This is a genomic window from Vibrio algicola, from assembly GCF_009601765.2.
Lineage (GTDB): Bacteria > Pseudomonadota > Gammaproteobacteria > Enterobacterales > Vibrionaceae > Vibrio > Vibrio algicola.
The window spans coordinates 1,718,599-1,733,689 of record NZ_CP045699.1 but is presented as its reverse complement, the minus strand read 5'-3'; the positions used below and the strand labels follow the sequence as shown (position 1 = coordinate 1,733,689).

The window sequence follows — 15,091 nt, the reverse complement described above, 5'->3', positions numbered from 1 at the left end:
TGTAGAACGATTATCCCCTTCGTACTTGAAGCTGCAGCTTTGTTGGTTACGTTCACTCACCCCAATCACTTAGACGAGCTAAGCTCATGGGGCTTCGTTTACTTGCCGCCGCACTGCAACATCAATTACTTTGGGGAATGATAGACCGTTTACTAATAAAATTTATTGTTTAAATGATTAAGGTGAATGAGCATATATTCATAAATATGCAGTTTCAAATACAAGGACTAATTAAAGTTGGATCAGCATCTTGCCGATATTCTCACCTTTGAATAAACCCAAGAAAGCATCGGGTGTTGATTCAATACCTTGGCGAGTGGTTTCTTTCCAGCTGACTTTGCCTTCTGCCGCCCATTGGCTTAATTGTGCCACATAGCTTGGGTAATGCTCCCAATGATCAGACACGATGAAACCTTGAATTTTTAAGCTTTTCTTAACGATGTTAGCCAAGTTGTTTGGACCGGCTTTAGCATCGGAAAGATTATATAAATCAATCATTCCGCACACCGCCATTTTACCGTAACGGTTTAATAAATTTAACGCGGCCTCTAAATGATCACCCCCGACGTTTTCATAACAAACATCAACGCCATTCGGACAATGTTCGGCTAATGCGGCCTCTAATTCTGCTGCGTTATTGTAGTCTTTATAGTTGATCACCGCGTCAACACCGAGTGATTTCAACCACTCGACTTTTTCGGCGCTACCAGCACTACCGATCACGCGACAACCTTTAATTTTTGCAAACTGACAAACTAAACTGCCGACTGCGCCAGATGCGGCAGACACTAAAACAGTATCGCCTTGTTTTACTTCACCGATGATATTTAAACCGACCCAAGCAGTTAAACCAGGCATGCCGGCAACGCCTAAAAAGCTTTGCTCTGGTAATGAAGTTGCCGGTAATTTTTGCACCATATCGCCGTTTGAAATGGCATATTCACGCCAACCTAGCATGCTGTTGACTTTATCACCGACTTTAAAGTCTGGATGTTGCGATTCGATGACTTCACCAATCGCTGAACCTTGCATCAATTCACCAAGTTGAAATGGTGGGACGTAACTTTCAGCATCACTCATGCGGCCACGCATATAAGGATCAACCGATAACCACAAGTTTTTAATAATGAATTGACCTTGAGAAAGTGAAGGCAAGGTTTCAGTTTGTAGTTCAAAGCAGTCCGGTGTTGGCATTCCATTTGGACGTTGCTTGAGAGCATAACCGCGACTGGTGATAGTGTTTACTGACATGGTGACCTCGTTATTTAGGGCAAAAATACAATAAGAAGGAAGTAAATTTGAGTTGGTATAATAGACCGGTAAGTATTATATTCCTAATGCATGAAATTAATTATAGAAATGACTTAGGATCATAAATGTCAAAACTCAATCAAGTGGATTTAAATTTACTGGTGGCATTGCAAGCGTTGTTACGGACTCGCAGCGTGACCAAAGCGGCGATCCAATTAAATGTGACTCAATCTGCTATGAGTCGAACATTGCAGCGTTTGCGTCATCAATTTGGCGATCCTTTGTTTGTGCGCAATCGAGGCGGATTATTGCCTACCGAGCGCGCGCAAAGTCTTGCCACAAGCTTAGACTGTTTATTACAAGATGCTGAATCTTTATTAACACCCGCCGAATTTGATCCGCTGCAAGCGACCACCCAATTTAGCTTTATGATGACGGATTTTTTCTCGCAAGTGTTTATGCCTCCGGTGTTCCAATCATTATTTGAACAAGCGCCAAACATGAGAATTCAATGTTTAAATAGCCAACCGAACTTGATGGAGATGTTAGCGCAGGGGGAAACCGATCTTGGCTTTAGTAGCTTGGCTGGCGCCGTATCGGCCGATATCTATGCGCAAAAGCTCGGCCAAGATAGTTTAGTCACCGTGATGCGAAAAGATCATCCGTTAGCGGGGCAAGAGTTAACCTTAGAGCGTTATTGCCAAGCTTCACACGCTTTGATCACCATGGGCGGCGATCACCTCGGCACCATTGATGTGGCACTCGCAAAGCTGGGTTATAAAAGACATGTCGCACTACGGATGCCACATTTTACTGCTGCGCCTCATGCGGTAGCAAAAACGGATTTATTGCTCACCTTACCCGGCTGTTTAGCGGCGCACATGGCAGAAGCGTTAGATTTAGTGATCGTGCCACCACCATTAGATATGCAACCTTTCACTTACTATATGGTGTGGCATGCAAGGCAGCATAACAATATTGCCCATCGCTGGTTACGGCAACAACTGCAACAAGTGATCACTCAGCGTTGCTTAGAAGGGAATTGTTTCTAATCTAAGCGTAGTAATTATCTAATTACTACGCTTGGTAAAAGGGGAGAAGATCTTGAAGTGGCCTCTTAACGCATCATATTATGCGAAAAAATTAAATGATGAAGGTAGATCCCACTTACTTGGTTGAGGGGATCATCACAGTTTTAATCTAAAATTGAAGGGTGTATTTTACTTGCTTGCTTATTTTGTACTACAATAAGATTAATTGGTATTTATCACCTATTTTTTAAATTTTATTATTGAATAAGAGAGTCCGCATGAGCAACCAAAAATCTCTTGATGCGATCAGGAAGATCAAGCTAGAAAACGACACATCAGCAGGAAACCTTGTTGATTTAATGCCGATCGAAGTTCAGAAACGCGATTTCGATTTATCTTTTCTGGATACCTTAAGCGAAGCACGCCCACGTCTTTTGGTTCAATCAAAAGATCTTGCAGAATTTAAAGCTAAAGTGAAGCAAGATGATTCTTTTTGCATGTTCGATGATTTCTTCAATAATTCTACGGCTAAATTCTTAGAGACAGCGCCGTACGACGAGCCGCAACCTTACCCAGAAGAAACGGTAGGAAAAGCATCGTTATGGCGTCCTTACTGGCGTCAAATGTACGTTGATTGTCAAATGGCGATGAATGCAACCCGTAACTTATCCATTGCGGGTATCGTGAAAGAAGACGAAGCCATTATTGCGAAAGCGAAAGCTTGGACCCTAAAACTGGCGACTTATGATCCAGATGGTGTGACTTCTCGTGGTTACAATGATGAAGCCGCGTTCCGCGTGATCGCAGCGATGGCATGGGGTTATGACTGGTTACACGCTTACTTCACGGAAGAAGAGCTTGAAATCGTACGTAACGCACTTGTGACTCGTTTAGATGAAATAATGCATCACCTGAAAGTGACGATAGACCTATTGGCTAACCCACTTAACAGCCATGGTGTTCGTTCAATTTCTTCTGCCATTATTCCGACTTGTATTGCGCTATACCATGATCACCCGAAAGCCGGTGAATACATTGCTTACGCGTTAGAGTACTACGCTGTCCATTACCCGCCATGGGGCGGTGAAGATGGCGGTTGGGCTGAAGGTCCTGACTACTGGAATACCCAAACCGCATTCTTAGGCGAAGCATTCGATCTATTGAAAGCGTACTGTGGCGTTGATATGTTTAATAAGACATTCTATGAAAACACCGGCGACTTCCCATTATATTGCATGCCAGTTCACTCTAAGCGTGCTAGCTTTTGTGATCAGTCTTCCATTGGTGATTTCCCTGGTCTTAAATTGGCTTATAACATTAAGCATTACGCTGGTGTTAACCAAAAACCAGAATACGTTTGGTACTACAATCAATTAAAAGCACGTGATACAGAAGCGCATACTAAATTCTACAACTTCGGTTGGTGGGACTTTGGTTATGATGATCTTCGTTTCAACATTCTTTGGGATGCGCCTGAAGAACAAGCACCATCAAACGATCCATTGTTGAAAGTCTTCCCTATTACGGGTTGGGCGGCGTTCCACAACAAAATGACTGAACGTGATGAGCATATCCATATGGTCTTCAAGTGCAGCCCATTTGGTTCGATTAGCCACTCACATGCGGATCAAAATGCGTTCACACTGCATGCCTTTGGTGAAACATTAGCATCGGTTACCGGTTACTACGGCGGTTTCGGTGTGGATATGCACACTAAATGGCGTCGTCATACTTTCTCTAAAAACTTACCGTTATTTGGTGGCAAAGGTCAGTACGGCGAGAATAAGAATACTAATTTCGAAGCTCACCAAGACCGTTTCTGCATTGAAGCCGGTGGCAACATTACCGATTTCGACACTGAATCAGAGGTGAAATTTGTTGAAGGTGATGCCACTAGTTCTTACGCTTACTTCGTGCCAGATCTAGAATCTTACAAACGTAAAATTTGGTTTGTGAAAGGCAAAGTATTCGTGATGCAAGACAAAGCGACACTGAAGTCTGAGCAAGACATGACTTGGTTGATGCACACTACATTCACTAATGAAGTCGCGGAAAAATCCTTTACTATCCGTGGTGAAAAAGCGCATTTAGATGTTAACTTTATCAATAAAAATCCAGATAACATTGTTTCAATTAAAAATGTTGAAGGCTTTGGTGAAGTAGACCCGTACGAATTTAAAGACTTAGAAGTTCACCGTCACGTTGAAGTTGAATTTAAAGCGGCCAAAGAGCACAACATCCTAACGTTATTGGTTCCTAATAAGAACAATGGTGCGCAAGTTGAAGTGTCTCATCAAGTCATCGGCAATTCGCTTGAACTTACGGTAGACGGCGAAACGGTAACGATTGAGTTGTAATTCCATAAATTTAATGATGGTTCAAAATTGAGTACATAGAAAAGTGTCAAAGGCCATGGATGGCCTTTTCTCAAGCGAGCAAGGACGGTTCAGCGTCTTTTCGGCGTATTCAAATTGATCAAATATTAAATGAAATTGGTATTATATCTAATCGCTCCAAATAAAAAGACCATCGTTAACTATTATTTTTAGTTAACGATGGTCTTTTTTATTGTTTGTGTTGCTTACTTTATCTCAGACTCATAACGTGCTTTTTCTTGTTTTTCTACGATCGATAAGCGCGTCAGTTTTAAGCCTAATGCTTTACCTTTATGGCGAGCATATAAAATATTAGCCACAAAGCTTAAGGAAGTTAATAGCAATTCGACTGCCCCTAACCAGCGTTCTCCTTCATCAAGATACAACACTGTTAAAGAGTGCAGAAAATAGAACATCAAAATAAAGTTGGCCCACGCATGGGTGTAGGGTTTGCCTTTAAGAATGCCGATTAATGGTAAAAGTAAGGGGATCATCCACGCTACCGTTAAGCCGATATAATTAATGTGTGGGTGAGGGGAGATAAACGCATGCCAAGCCAATACCCAACTCACCAAACAAAGGTAGCTGATAAGGGCGAAATAGCGCGACGGTCGAGAGTGAGTAATCTGAGTCATAACTGCCTTGTAATAACTATGAAAGATTATATCAATACGCTTCTATCGATATTGTTAATGGAGAAAAGTGTCAAAAGAACATGGATGTTCTTTTCCAAGTCCCCATGGACGGTTTAAACGTCTTTTGGTAATCAACAATATTCTTAGAAGCACTTGCTGAGAAACACTTAGTTAGAAACTTAATTTAATACTTTTAACCGTTTAGCAATCGTCGCTAAACGTTGTCCTTGTGCAAACGCGAGTGTTTTGACTTGCGTGTTTAAGCTGATGCCACCGTGATTGACAGGATCACCACTGATTGAACTAGCACCATAAGGAGTGCCACCTTGCGAACTGGTGTGTAAGTCGGGTTCAGAATATGGTAAGCCCATCACCATCATGCCATGATGAAACAAAGGTAACATCATTGATTGCTGGGTGGTTTCTTGTCCACCATGAGGCGAAGAGGATGAGGTAAACACACAAGCTGGTTTATCAATTAAACTGCCGGACACCCATAATGAGGTGGTGTTATCCCAAAAGTGCTTCATTGCTGCGCTCATGTTACCAAACCAAACCGGACTGCCTAACGCTAATCCATCACAATGGGTTAACTCTTCAAGCCTGATCACAGGATCGCTGCTGGTAGTGTGATCGCGTGGCGCTATTTCACTTTCTATACTTGTTATTTCTGCCACAGTGCGAAGTAGCGCTTGGCAACCTGTGACCGATTCAACCCCACGGGCTATTTGACGTGCCAATTGCAAAGTGGTGCCATGTCGGCTGTGATACAGCACCAGAATGCGGGTCGGTTCAGTACTCATAAAATCTCAAGCACTTGCTCTGGTGGTCGTCCGATACGGGCTTGGCCATTTTTGACAACAATAGGGCGTTCAATCAGTTTTGGATGTTGTTGCATGGCTTCAAATAACGCTTCATCATTGACCTTGCTGTCGCCCAAATTTAACGCTTTATACTCATCTTCTTTGGTGCGCATCATACCGCGAACGCTTGCTAAGCCTAATTGTTGGAAAATGGTTTTTAAGACTTCTATGTTTGGGGTATCGTCTAAGTATTTGACTACTTGTGGCTCAATACCTTGCTCGGTTAACAATTCAAGCGTTTGACGGCTTTTTGAGCAGCGTGGGTTGTGGTAGATAGTGACAGACATATTTATTCCTTAAATTCATGTGATGTTAAATGTCGATGCTCATAAGCAAAACAAACTTAACGGATTACATTAATGTTCTTTTAAAGTGCCATTGACGTTATTTTAAAGCAGCAAAGCGTTGTTGAGAAAAACGCAATTGATCGATTCTGGCATCGTATCTTGCTTGTTCTAAACTGCCTAATGTGGCCATTTGACTGGCTCGGGTATAATTCTTTATCGCTTTATTCCAATCGGCGCGCAAGGCAAATAATTCAGCTTGAGCTGCCAATTGTTCTTTTTCATTGCTAATACTGGCATTAGCATCGGCTAGCAATGACCAACCAACCGTATCATCAGGGTTGCTATGGGTGTAGCGCTGCAAGATAGGGATGGCTTCTTTACTCCGCTGTGCTTCCATCAAGATGTTGGCATAATTTATGGTTAATACCGCATTGTTGGGTTTTCTTTGCAGCGCTTTTTGTAGCAAATTAAGCGCTGTGTTGTATTCTTTTTTCTTCGAATAGAGATCGGATGCGGCATCCAAATAAAAATTATTATAAGGATCATTGGCCAATAATCGCTTCATGATGGCTTCCGCTTTAGCGACCTTTCCGGTATCGATATAAACCAGCGCTTCGCCATATTCAATGGTGGGTTTTAGGATCGGGCTGGATTTTTTTAAATGACGGGCAAACCAATCAAGCGAGCGATCAGAGTCTATATTGGCATAACGTGCAATCACGCGGGCTTGGGCTAAATGAAAATTCAATGATACCGGCAGTGACACTCTTGGGTAGTTATTGGCACGGTCTCGAGCTTCGGTTAAACGCGCCGCCGGTAAGGGGTGACTTAATAGCATCGGGGGCGGGGTGCTGGCATAGCGATATTGATCGGCTAAGTGACCAAAAAAATCCGGCATGCCTTTAGGGTTAAAACCGGCACGCGCTAAAGTAGCAATGCCAAATCGGTCGGCTTCTTGCTCATTAGAACGAGTGTAGTTAATGCTGGCTTGCATAGAACCGGCCGTGGTCGCATTCAATGCGGCAATACCCGCTTCCGGTGACGCGATAGCTAATAGAAGTGAACCGACTAACGCCGCAATAGTTAAAGGCGTATTACGGGCTTGCGCTTCCATGTGTCGAGCTAAATGTCGTTGGGTAATGTGCGAGATCTCATGGGCAAAAACCGACGCTAATTCGCTTTCATTATTGGCGTGCAAAAACAGCCCAGTATTGGCTACGACATAACCACCAAAGAAGGCAAAGGCGTTAACACTGCGGTCGCGGATCAAGTGAAAATGGAAAGGGGTTTTGACGTTATTTGCATGGGCGACTAATTGATGACCAAGGTTACCAATATATTCATCCATAACAGGATCGCTAATAATAGGGCTACTGGCACGCAAAATTCGCATGTAAGCATCGCCATACTCTAGCTCTTTATCTATGGTTAAGGTGCCGGCGGCTGTGGTGCCAATATCAGGTAAATCTTGATCGGCATAGGCTAAAGTTTGGGTGCAAAGTAGTGCTGAGAGCACAATACCGACAGTGGTACGTAAAAATCGCTGCATATTGACTATATAAAATCCATTTCTGACCGTTAGGATAAATTTAAGATGCCAAATTCGTCACTTGGTTTCTTTTTCATATACAATATACCCGTTTCACTTAGAGCGGCACTTCGTTCTTTATAACGGACTGCAACTCCAAATACTTTGGGTATCGTTAACTTAAAAAAGTGAAAGTTGACCATAAACCAAATCATACGCTAACTCTATCATAAAGTTTGAATGAAATAATGAATGCTGATTATCTAGATCTTCGAACCGAGCGATGCCCGATGGCACTGTTGCTGGCTAAAAGAGCGGCAATGCAATTAAATGCTAAGCAACAACTGACAATTTTGTCCGATGATCTTGCTTCGATAAAGGATATGATGTTTTTTTTCGCACAACCACCTTTTGAAGTGAAAGTGGATAAAATAAACGATATAACGACTTTATATGTCACCAAAAGGAACACGCTGAAATGTTCGAAATGATTATCCGTTGGTATAAACGCCGTTTTTCCGACCCGCATGCGGTGAGCTTGGTTGCCACCTTAATTATCGGTTTTATCATTATTTATTTTTTCGGGCATCTGATTGCTCCGCTGCTTATTGCCATCGTGTTAGCTTATTTATTGGAATGGCCGGTAGCACGTTTAAGAAAGTGTGGCCTACCAAGACTACCGAGCGTGCTCATCATTGTGGCACTGTTTATTGGTTTAATGTTATTGGCTTTGTTTGGTTTAGTACCGACAGTCTGGCGACAAGTGGCTAATTTACTTAATGATATGCCGAATATGTACAATACCACACAAGCTTACATTACCAGCTTGCCGCAACGCTATCCCGATCTTGCCAACCTTCAGGTTATTGACTTAATTGTAGAAAACACTCAAACCAAAGTACTCGGCATGGGCGAAACGGTGCTGCGTGGCTCAATGACTTCTTTGATGAGCATTGCGACCTTAGGGGTGTATTTAGTGTTAGTGCCATTATTGATCTTTTTCTTGCTCAAAGATAAAAATACCATGTTGTCGGCATTAAGTGGCATTTTGCCGAAGAATCGCCGTTTGGCAACCAAGGTTTGGGATGAGATGCACAGCCAAATTTCCAATTACATCCGCGGTAAAGTGGTCGAAATTGTGATTGTTGGTGTGGCGACATACTTGGTGTTTTTGATCTGTGGTCTGCGTTATCCAGTATTATTAGCGGTTGCCGTTGGCCTGTCTGTGCTTATTCCGTATGTTGGTGCGGTAGCCGTGACAGTGCCAGTGGCTTTGGTTGCGCTATTTCAATGGGGTTTAACGCCAGATTTTTATTGGCTGATCATCGCTTATGGCGTAGTGCAAATGCTAGATGGGAACGTGCTAGTACCGGTGTTGTTTTCAGAAGCGGTTAATTTGCATCCAGTAGCGATTATTGTTGCGGTGTTAGTCTTCGGCGGCTTATGGGGGTTCTGGGGAGTGTTCTTCGCTATCCCGTTAGCAACACTTGTGAAAGCGGTATTGCATGCGCTACCGAGTGTCGACGAACCTCAGGATTCCTCAGCAGCATAATTCTGTACGAGATTAAGATTATCAGACATTAAAATGCCCAATCCACTTGATTGGGCATTTGGGTTTTTATTACCGAGTTTTGGGATTATTGAGCAAAATAATCCAAAACCACTTGATGATGATCTTTGGTCTTAAATTTATTGAATACATGTTCAATCATGCCATTCTCATCAATTAAAAAGCTAATACGATGCAGGCCATCATAGGTTTTGCCCATGAAACGCTTTTCGCCCCACACACCAAATTGCTCTGCCACCGCGTGATCTTCATCGGATAATAGCGTGAAGTTTAACTGGTCACGCTCAATGAATTTCCCTAAACGTTTGACTGCATCAATGCTGACACCAAGTACCGCAATATTTAATCCATCAAGTTCGCTTTTAATATCACGTAAACCTTGTGCCTGAACGGTACAGCCAGGTGTCATCGCTTTAGGGTAAAAATAAAGCAGAATTTTACGACCTTTAAAACCGCTTAGAGAAACGGTGTTGTCGTCTTGATCTTGTAAGGCAAAATTTGGCGCAGGGACGCCAGCAGTTAAGGTTTGCATGCTATATCCTTATATTATTTTATTCGTGATAACTAATTTTAATGGTGCCAGTGACTGCAAGTGATTGGCATAATTGGTTAAAGTCGGCTTGTAACCCATCAGGGACTGGCGCGTCTTTACTAAGGCCTGTCATGCTGATTGAAAAGTGTTTTTGATGAGCCTGGGGATCGGTCTCTTTAGTAAGGGTTTTGGCACTTAACTTGGAAATGCTCAACTCTCTTTGAGAAAAGAAATGAGTGAAAGCATCGATGAGACCCACTTTATCTTCGGCTTCTATTTTTATATCGATTTTATAAATATAGCTTGGCGTTTGATGGGTTGCGGTGCGTTTCATCACAACCATTAAATCTTGAGCGGAACCCATAACAGGCAAAAGGGTCTCAATACGAGTAATGGCCGATGCTTCTCCAGAAACTAGCATGATTAAGGTAAATTCGCTGCCGAAAATGGCGATGCGACTATCAATTATATTGCCGCTGGCTTGCGAGATGATATTAGTAATTCGATTACAAATTCCGGGCCTATCGGTGCCGATTGCGGTAATAACTAAGTGATGCATGCGAGTTCCATCGTCCTTATGAAAGAGGCCATCATGTTAGCACATATTATTCGCTCCGTGATCAGCGTATAAGATCAATAATTTTCATCACCATATTTGTTATTTATGAGTGGTTTGTGGCTGTAAAGAGGATAGATGACATTATTTAGTGGTAAATGTCGAGAAAGGTAGGGAGAGTGCTTGTCTTTATTGATGGGGTTAAAGTAACATGCCAATAGAATTTATAAGGAGAAAACCATGTTCTCAGGAAGCATCGTTGCACTAGTTACGCCTTTTAATCATAGCGATGAAGTTGACTATGATAGTCTCAAACAACTAGTGGAATATCACATTAAGTCTGGAACGAGTGCGATTGTGGCGGTCGGTACCACCGGCGAGTCAGCCACTTTAACCGTTGAAGAGCATGTTAAAGTTGTGAATAAAGTGGTTGAATTTTCAGCCGGACGTATTCCAGTGATTGCAGGAATGGGCGCTAATGCCACTCATGAAGCAGTCACTTTTAGTCGCTTACTCAATAACTCAGGTGTTGCTGGTTGCCTAAGTGTGACGCCATATTACAATAAGCCAACTCAAGAAGGCTTATATCAGCATTACAAAGCGATTGCTGAAGTGAGCGAAGTGCCGGTGATTTTATATAATGTACCTGGTCGCACTGGGGTCGATATGCTACCAGAAACCATTGGGCGCTTATCTAAATTAGATAAAATTGTTGGTGTAAAAGATGCTACCGGTGATACCTCGCGCGTGAAACAGTTTCGCGAATTCTGTGGCGACGATTTTGTTTTATTAAGTGGTGATGATGCGACTGGTTTAGAGTTTGTTAAGCTGGGTGGTGATGGCGTTATTTCAGTGACCAATAATATTGCAGCAGCAGAAATGGCGACTATGTTCTCTCTGGCAGCGCAAGGTAAATACGACCAAGCTGAGATAATCAATCAACAATTAATGCCACTTCATACGCATCTTTTTGTCGAGTCGAGCCCTATTCCTGTTAAATGGGCGGCACATAAATTAGGCTTGATTGCTCAAGGCGATTTACGTTTACCACTAACTGAATTAAGTGCATCAGCACAACCTATTGTAGAGAAAGCATTAAAAGACGCTGGTATTCAATAACAGTGTGGGGCGATAACCGATAACGGTGATGGCTTTCATCGAAGGTGACCTTTAGCAGATATTGACCAAAATGTATTTCAGGAGTTTCAAACCATATGAAGTTTTCCCATCAACTTGTGCTTAGCTCGCTTGCTGTTTTGGTGTTGTCTGCTTGTTCAGGCGACCCTGCTTCACGCCGTCAAGCCAAAGATGATTTTAAATATTTAGATACTAAGCTTGACCAACAATGGGTACTGCAAGCTGATGCTCAGCCGCAGTTTTACCCGCAATACAATATTCCTCAAGGGGATTTTAAAGGCGCTACTGGTCGTGATGTTGATATCCGCCCTCCACAAGAAGTGTTAGAACTCATTCCTGGTGCGCGAGTTGAACGCAGTGATAACAGTGTGATCTTATGGTTAGTCAGCAAAGATGAGTTGGATAAAATATGGGGTATGATCCATACCACCATTAGCGATAAAAAGATTAAATTACGCCAAGATACGCCGACCTCGATTGAAACCGATTGGGTCGATTTAAGCGCGCAAGATGAATCTTTCCCAATCGCAGCACGTTATAAAATTGACCGCATTGAACAGAATAATCGTTATGCATTCCAAGTGACATTGGTGCAATTTCGTGAAAACAATAAAGAGCTCGATCTCACCCCAGAAATCGAAGACCGTTATTCCAGTAATATGGTGAATAACATCACCAATCAATATGATAAACAAGTGACCGAAGAAGCCCGTATTCGAGCACTTGAGTTATTGAATAAAATTCCGGTTACCATGGGTAAAGACCGAAGCGGTTTACCTGTGATCATTGCTCGTGCTCCGTATGATGTGATGTGGTCTAAGTTTGCGGGCGTATTACCATTAATGGGCTTTACGGTTGATGATAAAAACCAATCGCAAGGCACGGTGGAAACGAAATATGAAGCGCTGGATGATGAGGTTTGGAGTGAAATCAATATCAGACCACTCTCCATTAAAGATGGTAAATATACTTTCTTGGTTGGTGATTTAGATAACCGAACCTCAATCAATGTGACCGACAGTAAAGGTAAACCGATCCCTGAAAGTGATATGGAATCCTTTATCCCTGCATTGCAGGCTTACTTAGATAATAATTCGAAAGCCAGTCAAGTGGCTGAGCAGGAAAAGAAAGATAACGAGTAATATTTAGCGCTATTACTTTATACAAAAAAACCGCCAGCTTTGAGTTGGCGGTTTTTTATTGATTGGTATTAATCATCTGATTTTTGAGATGGGTTTTCTTTATTTGGCTGTGATGTTGAGGTCTTTTGCTCTTGTGCATCTTTTTCTTTATAAATGGCGATCAGCTTTTCAAGTTCGGTCTTTTTGTTGGGGTTTTTGCGCGCCAAATGCGTTTGACCTAAATGCTTCATTGAGGCTAAGTTGCCGATAATAAAGACCACGATGATCAGGCTTATCACCCAAGGGTTAGTAATGTACTCCATACTGCAGATCCTGTGTTATGGCGCTTGGTAAGGCGTCACATTGATGATGTATTGATTATAGAGCGTCTGCTGATTTTTCAATACAGTTTCTAGCCCCAAAAATGGATATTGCTGCCAAACTTGTTGTAGATCATCAGGAGTGAGTTGATCTTGCATCATTTGACTGGTTTCACCATGGCTGATATGCCAAGGTTCAATGGCGACCCCACCTAATTCTTGTTGATAGGGGAGATAAAAACCGTATTGTGGTAACGCTTGTTGTAGCCAATCGGAGAACTCTGCTTGATGACCGGTTTGATACTCCCAAGGCTCAAGTTGTAACTTGGTGTTCTCGGGTAGGCAGTTATGTGCATAGATATCTAACTCGCATCCCCAATGATGACGACTGGCACCGGGTAGCGCCGACCATCGCATAATGGCATGGATCTTCTCTAATGCGCTTAATAATGAGCTGTCTAATGGTTGGCTTTGATTATCTAAAATCGGACGTTGACCACTAAATTTATTATTCCAAATAACGGCTTGTTGTTGATAATCGCGAAAGCTGCTGGCAATCGAAAAATCAAAACCATGGCCTTGAGCAGACGCAATTAAGCCTTGTAACGCTAATTTTATTTCTTTATGAATAAGAAATTGACGTTGACCGACCGTGATGGACTCAAGATGACTTTGGCTCAATCCGGTTAACTGCTCAAGGGAGTATTTCATTAGACTAAACAATTCTCCAAGGTTTTTTGATACATATCGGTTAGCTTTTCTAAATCAGCAATGTTGACGCACTCATTGACTTTATGAATGGTGGCATTAACGGGACCCAATTCAACCACTTGGCTGCCCATGCGAGCAATGAATCGCCCATCGGATGTACCGCCGGTAGTTAATAACTGTGCCGGTTGATGATTGACCGCTTTTACTGCTTTGACTACGGCATCAATGAGTAGCCCTTCCGAGGTTAGGAATGGGTTACCGTTCAATGTCCACTTGATATCATAATCTAACCCATGGCTATCTAAAATGGCATGCGCGCGGCGTTTAATATCCGTATCGGTGAGTTCGGTACTAAAACGTAAGTTAAATTGCACCTGTAACTCACCAGGCACCACGTTTGATGCGCCGGTGCCTGCGGCAATATTGGGGATCTGAAAACTTGTGGGTGGGAAGAAATCATTACCGTTATCCCAAACCGTAGCGGCTAATTCCGATAACGCCGGCATTGCCTGATGAATAGGATTTTTAGCTAAGTGTGGATACGCGACATGACCTTGCACACCTTTAACCACTAAATCGCCAGTGATAGAGCCACGACGACCATTTTTAATTACATCACCAACATGATCGGTACTTGATGGTTCACCCACAATACACATATCAATGATTTCATCGCGCGCCATCAAAGTATCAATCACGCGAGTGGTGCCATTAATAAATGGACCTTCTTCGTCAGAGGTAATTAAAAAAGCAATCGAACCTGTGTGCTCAGGGTGAGCAGCAATAAAACGTTCTACCGCGACCACCATACAGGCTAATGAGCCTTTCATATCCGCAGCGCCACGAGCATGCAGATAGCCATCAATGATGGTTGGTTCAAAAGGAGGGGTGTGCCATTGTTCAATTGGTCCAGAAGGCACAACATCGGTATGACCGGCAAACGTGAAGAGTGGCGCTTGGTTGCCACGTCGTGCCCAAAAATTGGTGGTGTCATCAAAGACCATGATTTCGATTTCAAAACCTAATGCTTTTAGGCGTTCAATCATCACTTGTTGGCAACCGGCATCTTCAGGGGTGACTGATTGACGTTGCAGTAAATCCTTGGCCAGTGCGAGTACTGGGCTATCTGTGTTCGACATCCGTGTGTTCCCTTATTTTGAAAGTATTGAAACTA

Annotated in this window: 16 protein-coding genes; 6 read left to right on the top strand and 10 right to left on the bottom strand. The window is 42.7% G+C overall.

All coding sequences use genetic code 11. From position 1 onward, the window contains the following. Window positions 1-231 precede the first annotated feature (231 nt). The gene (locus tag GFB47_RS07960) at window positions 232-1,251 is read right to left on the bottom strand and encodes an NADP-dependent oxidoreductase (protein ID WP_153447505.1); all 1,020 of its coding nucleotides are present in this window, start codon (window positions 1,249-1,251) and stop codon (window positions 232-234) included. A 125-nt stretch (window positions 1,252-1,376) separates the two neighbouring features. Here GFB47_RS07960 and GFB47_RS07955 point away from each other — a divergent pair, with 125 nt between their 5' ends. After that, window positions 1,377-2,303 (top strand): LysR family transcriptional regulator, encoded by a 927-nt coding sequence (locus tag GFB47_RS07955; RefSeq protein WP_153447504.1) that lies wholly within the window; start codon window positions 1,377-1,379, stop codon window positions 2,301-2,303. Between the two features lie 257 nt (window positions 2,304-2,560). Continuing rightward, window positions 2,561-4,639 carry a DUF4962 domain-containing protein gene (locus GFB47_RS07950; RefSeq protein WP_153447503.1) on the top strand — a complete coding sequence of 693 codons (2,079 nt, stop codon included), beginning with the start codon at window positions 2,561-2,563 and terminating at the stop codon, window positions 4,637-4,639. A gap of 224 nt (window positions 4,640-4,863) precedes the next feature. On the opposite strand, the gene GFB47_RS07945 is transcribed toward GFB47_RS07950, so the two are convergent. The 4 genes from GFB47_RS07945 to bepA all read right to left on the bottom strand — a co-directional run bounded on the left by GFB47_RS07945 (window position 4,864) and on the right by bepA (window position 7,991). Continuing rightward, window positions 4,864-5,292, bottom strand: coding sequence for a DUF2069 domain-containing protein (locus GFB47_RS07945; RefSeq protein ID WP_153447502.1), 429 nt, complete (start codon window positions 5,290-5,292; stop codon window positions 4,864-4,866). A 179-nt stretch (window positions 5,293-5,471) separates the two neighbouring features. Beyond that, window positions 5,472-6,095 (bottom strand): NAD(P)H:quinone oxidoreductase, encoded by a 624-nt coding sequence (gene wrbA, locus GFB47_RS07940; RefSeq protein WP_153447501.1) that lies wholly within the window; start codon window positions 6,093-6,095, stop codon window positions 5,472-5,474. Next, window positions 6,092-6,442, bottom strand: coding sequence for an arsenate reductase (glutaredoxin) (arsC, locus tag GFB47_RS07935; protein WP_153447500.1), 351 nt, complete (start codon window positions 6,440-6,442; stop codon window positions 6,092-6,094). The genes wrbA and arsC overlap by 4 nt, the downstream gene beginning before the upstream one ends. A 97-nt stretch (window positions 6,443-6,539) precedes the next feature. Next, window positions 6,540-7,991 (bottom strand): beta-barrel assembly-enhancing protease, encoded by a 1,452-nt coding sequence (gene bepA / locus GFB47_RS07930; RefSeq protein WP_153447499.1) that lies wholly within the window; start codon window positions 7,989-7,991, stop codon window positions 6,540-6,542. Window positions 7,992-8,218: 227 nt separating this feature from the next. Here bepA and GFB47_RS07925 point away from each other — a divergent pair, with 227 nt between their 5' ends. Both GFB47_RS07925 and GFB47_RS07920 read left to right on the top strand, forming a co-directional pair. Then, window positions 8,219-8,461 carry a sulfurtransferase TusA family protein gene (locus GFB47_RS07925; RefSeq protein ID WP_153447498.1) on the top strand — a complete coding sequence of 81 codons (243 nt, stop codon included), beginning with the start codon at window positions 8,219-8,221 and terminating at the stop codon, window positions 8,459-8,461. Beyond that, window positions 8,449-9,522 (top strand): AI-2E family transporter, encoded by a 1,074-nt coding sequence (locus GFB47_RS07920; RefSeq protein ID WP_153447497.1) that lies wholly within the window; start codon window positions 8,449-8,451, stop codon window positions 9,520-9,522. Before GFB47_RS07925 ends, GFB47_RS07920 begins: the two co-directional genes overlap by 13 nt. 85 nt (window positions 9,523-9,607) lie before the next feature. Here GFB47_RS07920 and bcp read toward each other — a convergent pair whose 3' ends face one another. Both bcp and GFB47_RS07910 read right to left on the bottom strand, forming a co-directional pair. Then, a complete protein-coding gene (bcp, locus tag GFB47_RS07915) occupies window positions 9,608-10,072 on the bottom strand; it encodes a thioredoxin-dependent thiol peroxidase (RefSeq protein WP_153447496.1) in 465 nt (154 codons plus the stop codon). A gap of 19 nt (window positions 10,073-10,091) precedes the next feature. Continuing rightward, on the bottom strand, window positions 10,092-10,631 hold the full coding sequence (locus GFB47_RS07910) for a glycine cleavage system protein R (RefSeq protein WP_153447495.1): 540 nt from the start codon (window positions 10,629-10,631) through the stop codon (window positions 10,092-10,094). Window positions 10,632-10,868: 237 nt separating this feature from the next. Here GFB47_RS07910 and dapA point away from each other — a divergent pair, with 237 nt between their 5' ends. Together dapA and bamC are read left to right on the top strand one after the other, a co-directional pair. Then, window positions 10,869-11,747, top strand: coding sequence for a 4-hydroxy-tetrahydrodipicolinate synthase (gene dapA / locus GFB47_RS07905; protein WP_153447494.1), 879 nt, complete (start codon window positions 10,869-10,871; stop codon window positions 11,745-11,747). A gap of 95 nt (window positions 11,748-11,842) precedes the next feature. Beyond that, on the top strand, window positions 11,843-12,907 hold the full coding sequence (gene bamC / locus GFB47_RS07900) for an outer membrane protein assembly factor BamC (protein ID WP_153447493.1): 1,065 nt from the start codon (window positions 11,843-11,845) through the stop codon (window positions 12,905-12,907). 68 nt (window positions 12,908-12,975) lie between these two features. Here bamC and GFB47_RS07895 read toward each other — a convergent pair whose 3' ends face one another. From GFB47_RS07895 to dapE, 3 genes are read right to left on the bottom strand one after another with little or no spacing between them, the layout of a single operon-like run. After that, entirely contained in the window at window positions 12,976-13,209 is a 234-nt protein-coding gene (locus GFB47_RS07895) for a DUF2897 domain-containing protein (protein ID WP_153447492.1), read from the bottom strand. Window positions 13,210-13,224: 15 nt separating this feature from the next. Beyond that, window positions 13,225-13,917: a M15 family metallopeptidase gene (locus GFB47_RS07890; protein ID WP_153447491.1), complete on the bottom strand. Its 693-nt coding sequence runs from the start codon at window positions 13,915-13,917 to the stop codon at window positions 13,225-13,227. Next, window positions 13,917-15,056, bottom strand: a complete 1,140-nt coding sequence (gene dapE, locus GFB47_RS07885; protein ID WP_153447490.1) for a succinyl-diaminopimelate desuccinylase — start codon at window positions 15,054-15,056, stop codon at window positions 13,917-13,919. The genes GFB47_RS07890 and dapE overlap by 1 nt, the downstream gene beginning before the upstream one ends. Window positions 15,057-15,091 lie beyond the last annotated feature (35 nt).

What these genes read in the sequence shown, in the direction of transcription:
- GFB47_RS07960 (WP_153447505.1), bottom strand. Translation starts at nt 1,251, where the DNA reads ATGTCAGTAAACACTATCACCAGTCGCGGTTATGCTCTCAAGCAACGT.
- GFB47_RS07955 (WP_153447504.1), top strand. Translation starts at nt 1,377, where the DNA reads ATGTCAAAACTCAATCAAGTGGATTTAAATTTACTGGTGGCATTGCAA.
- GFB47_RS07950 (WP_153447503.1), top strand. Translation starts at nt 2,561, where the DNA reads ATGAGCAACCAAAAATCTCTTGATGCGATCAGGAAGATCAAGCTAGAA.
- GFB47_RS07945 (WP_153447502.1), bottom strand. Translation starts at nt 5,292, where the DNA reads ATGACTCAGATTACTCACTCTCGACCGTCGCGCTATTTCGCCCTTATC.
- wrbA (WP_153447501.1), bottom strand. Translation starts at nt 6,095, where the DNA reads ATGAGTACTGAACCGACCCGCATTCTGGTGCTGTATCACAGCCGACAT.
- arsC (WP_153447500.1), bottom strand. Translation starts at nt 6,442, where the DNA reads ATGTCTGTCACTATCTACCACAACCCACGCTGCTCAAAAAGCCGTCAA.
- bepA (WP_153447499.1), bottom strand. Translation starts at nt 7,991, where the DNA reads ATGCAGCGATTTTTACGTACCACTGTCGGTATTGTGCTCTCAGCACTA.
- GFB47_RS07925 (WP_153447498.1), top strand. Translation starts at nt 8,219, where the DNA reads ATGAATGCTGATTATCTAGATCTTCGAACCGAGCGATGCCCGATGGCA.
- GFB47_RS07920 (WP_153447497.1), top strand. Translation starts at nt 8,449, where the DNA reads ATGTTCGAAATGATTATCCGTTGGTATAAACGCCGTTTTTCCGACCCG.
- bcp (WP_153447496.1), bottom strand. Translation starts at nt 10,072, where the DNA reads ATGCAAACCTTAACTGCTGGCGTCCCTGCGCCAAATTTTGCCTTACAA.
- GFB47_RS07910 (WP_153447495.1), bottom strand. Translation starts at nt 10,631, where the DNA reads ATGCATCACTTAGTTATTACCGCAATCGGCACCGATAGGCCCGGAATT.
- dapA (WP_153447494.1), top strand. Translation starts at nt 10,869, where the DNA reads ATGTTCTCAGGAAGCATCGTTGCACTAGTTACGCCTTTTAATCATAGC.
- bamC (WP_153447493.1), top strand. Translation starts at nt 11,843, where the DNA reads ATGAAGTTTTCCCATCAACTTGTGCTTAGCTCGCTTGCTGTTTTGGTG.
- GFB47_RS07895 (WP_153447492.1), bottom strand. Translation starts at nt 13,209, where the DNA reads ATGGAGTACATTACTAACCCTTGGGTGATAAGCCTGATCATCGTGGTC.
- GFB47_RS07890 (WP_153447491.1), bottom strand. Translation starts at nt 13,917, where the DNA reads ATGAAATACTCCCTTGAGCAGTTAACCGGATTGAGCCAAAGTCATCTT.
- dapE (WP_153447490.1), bottom strand. Translation starts at nt 15,056, where the DNA reads ATGTCGAACACAGATAGCCCAGTACTCGCACTGGCCAAGGATTTACTG.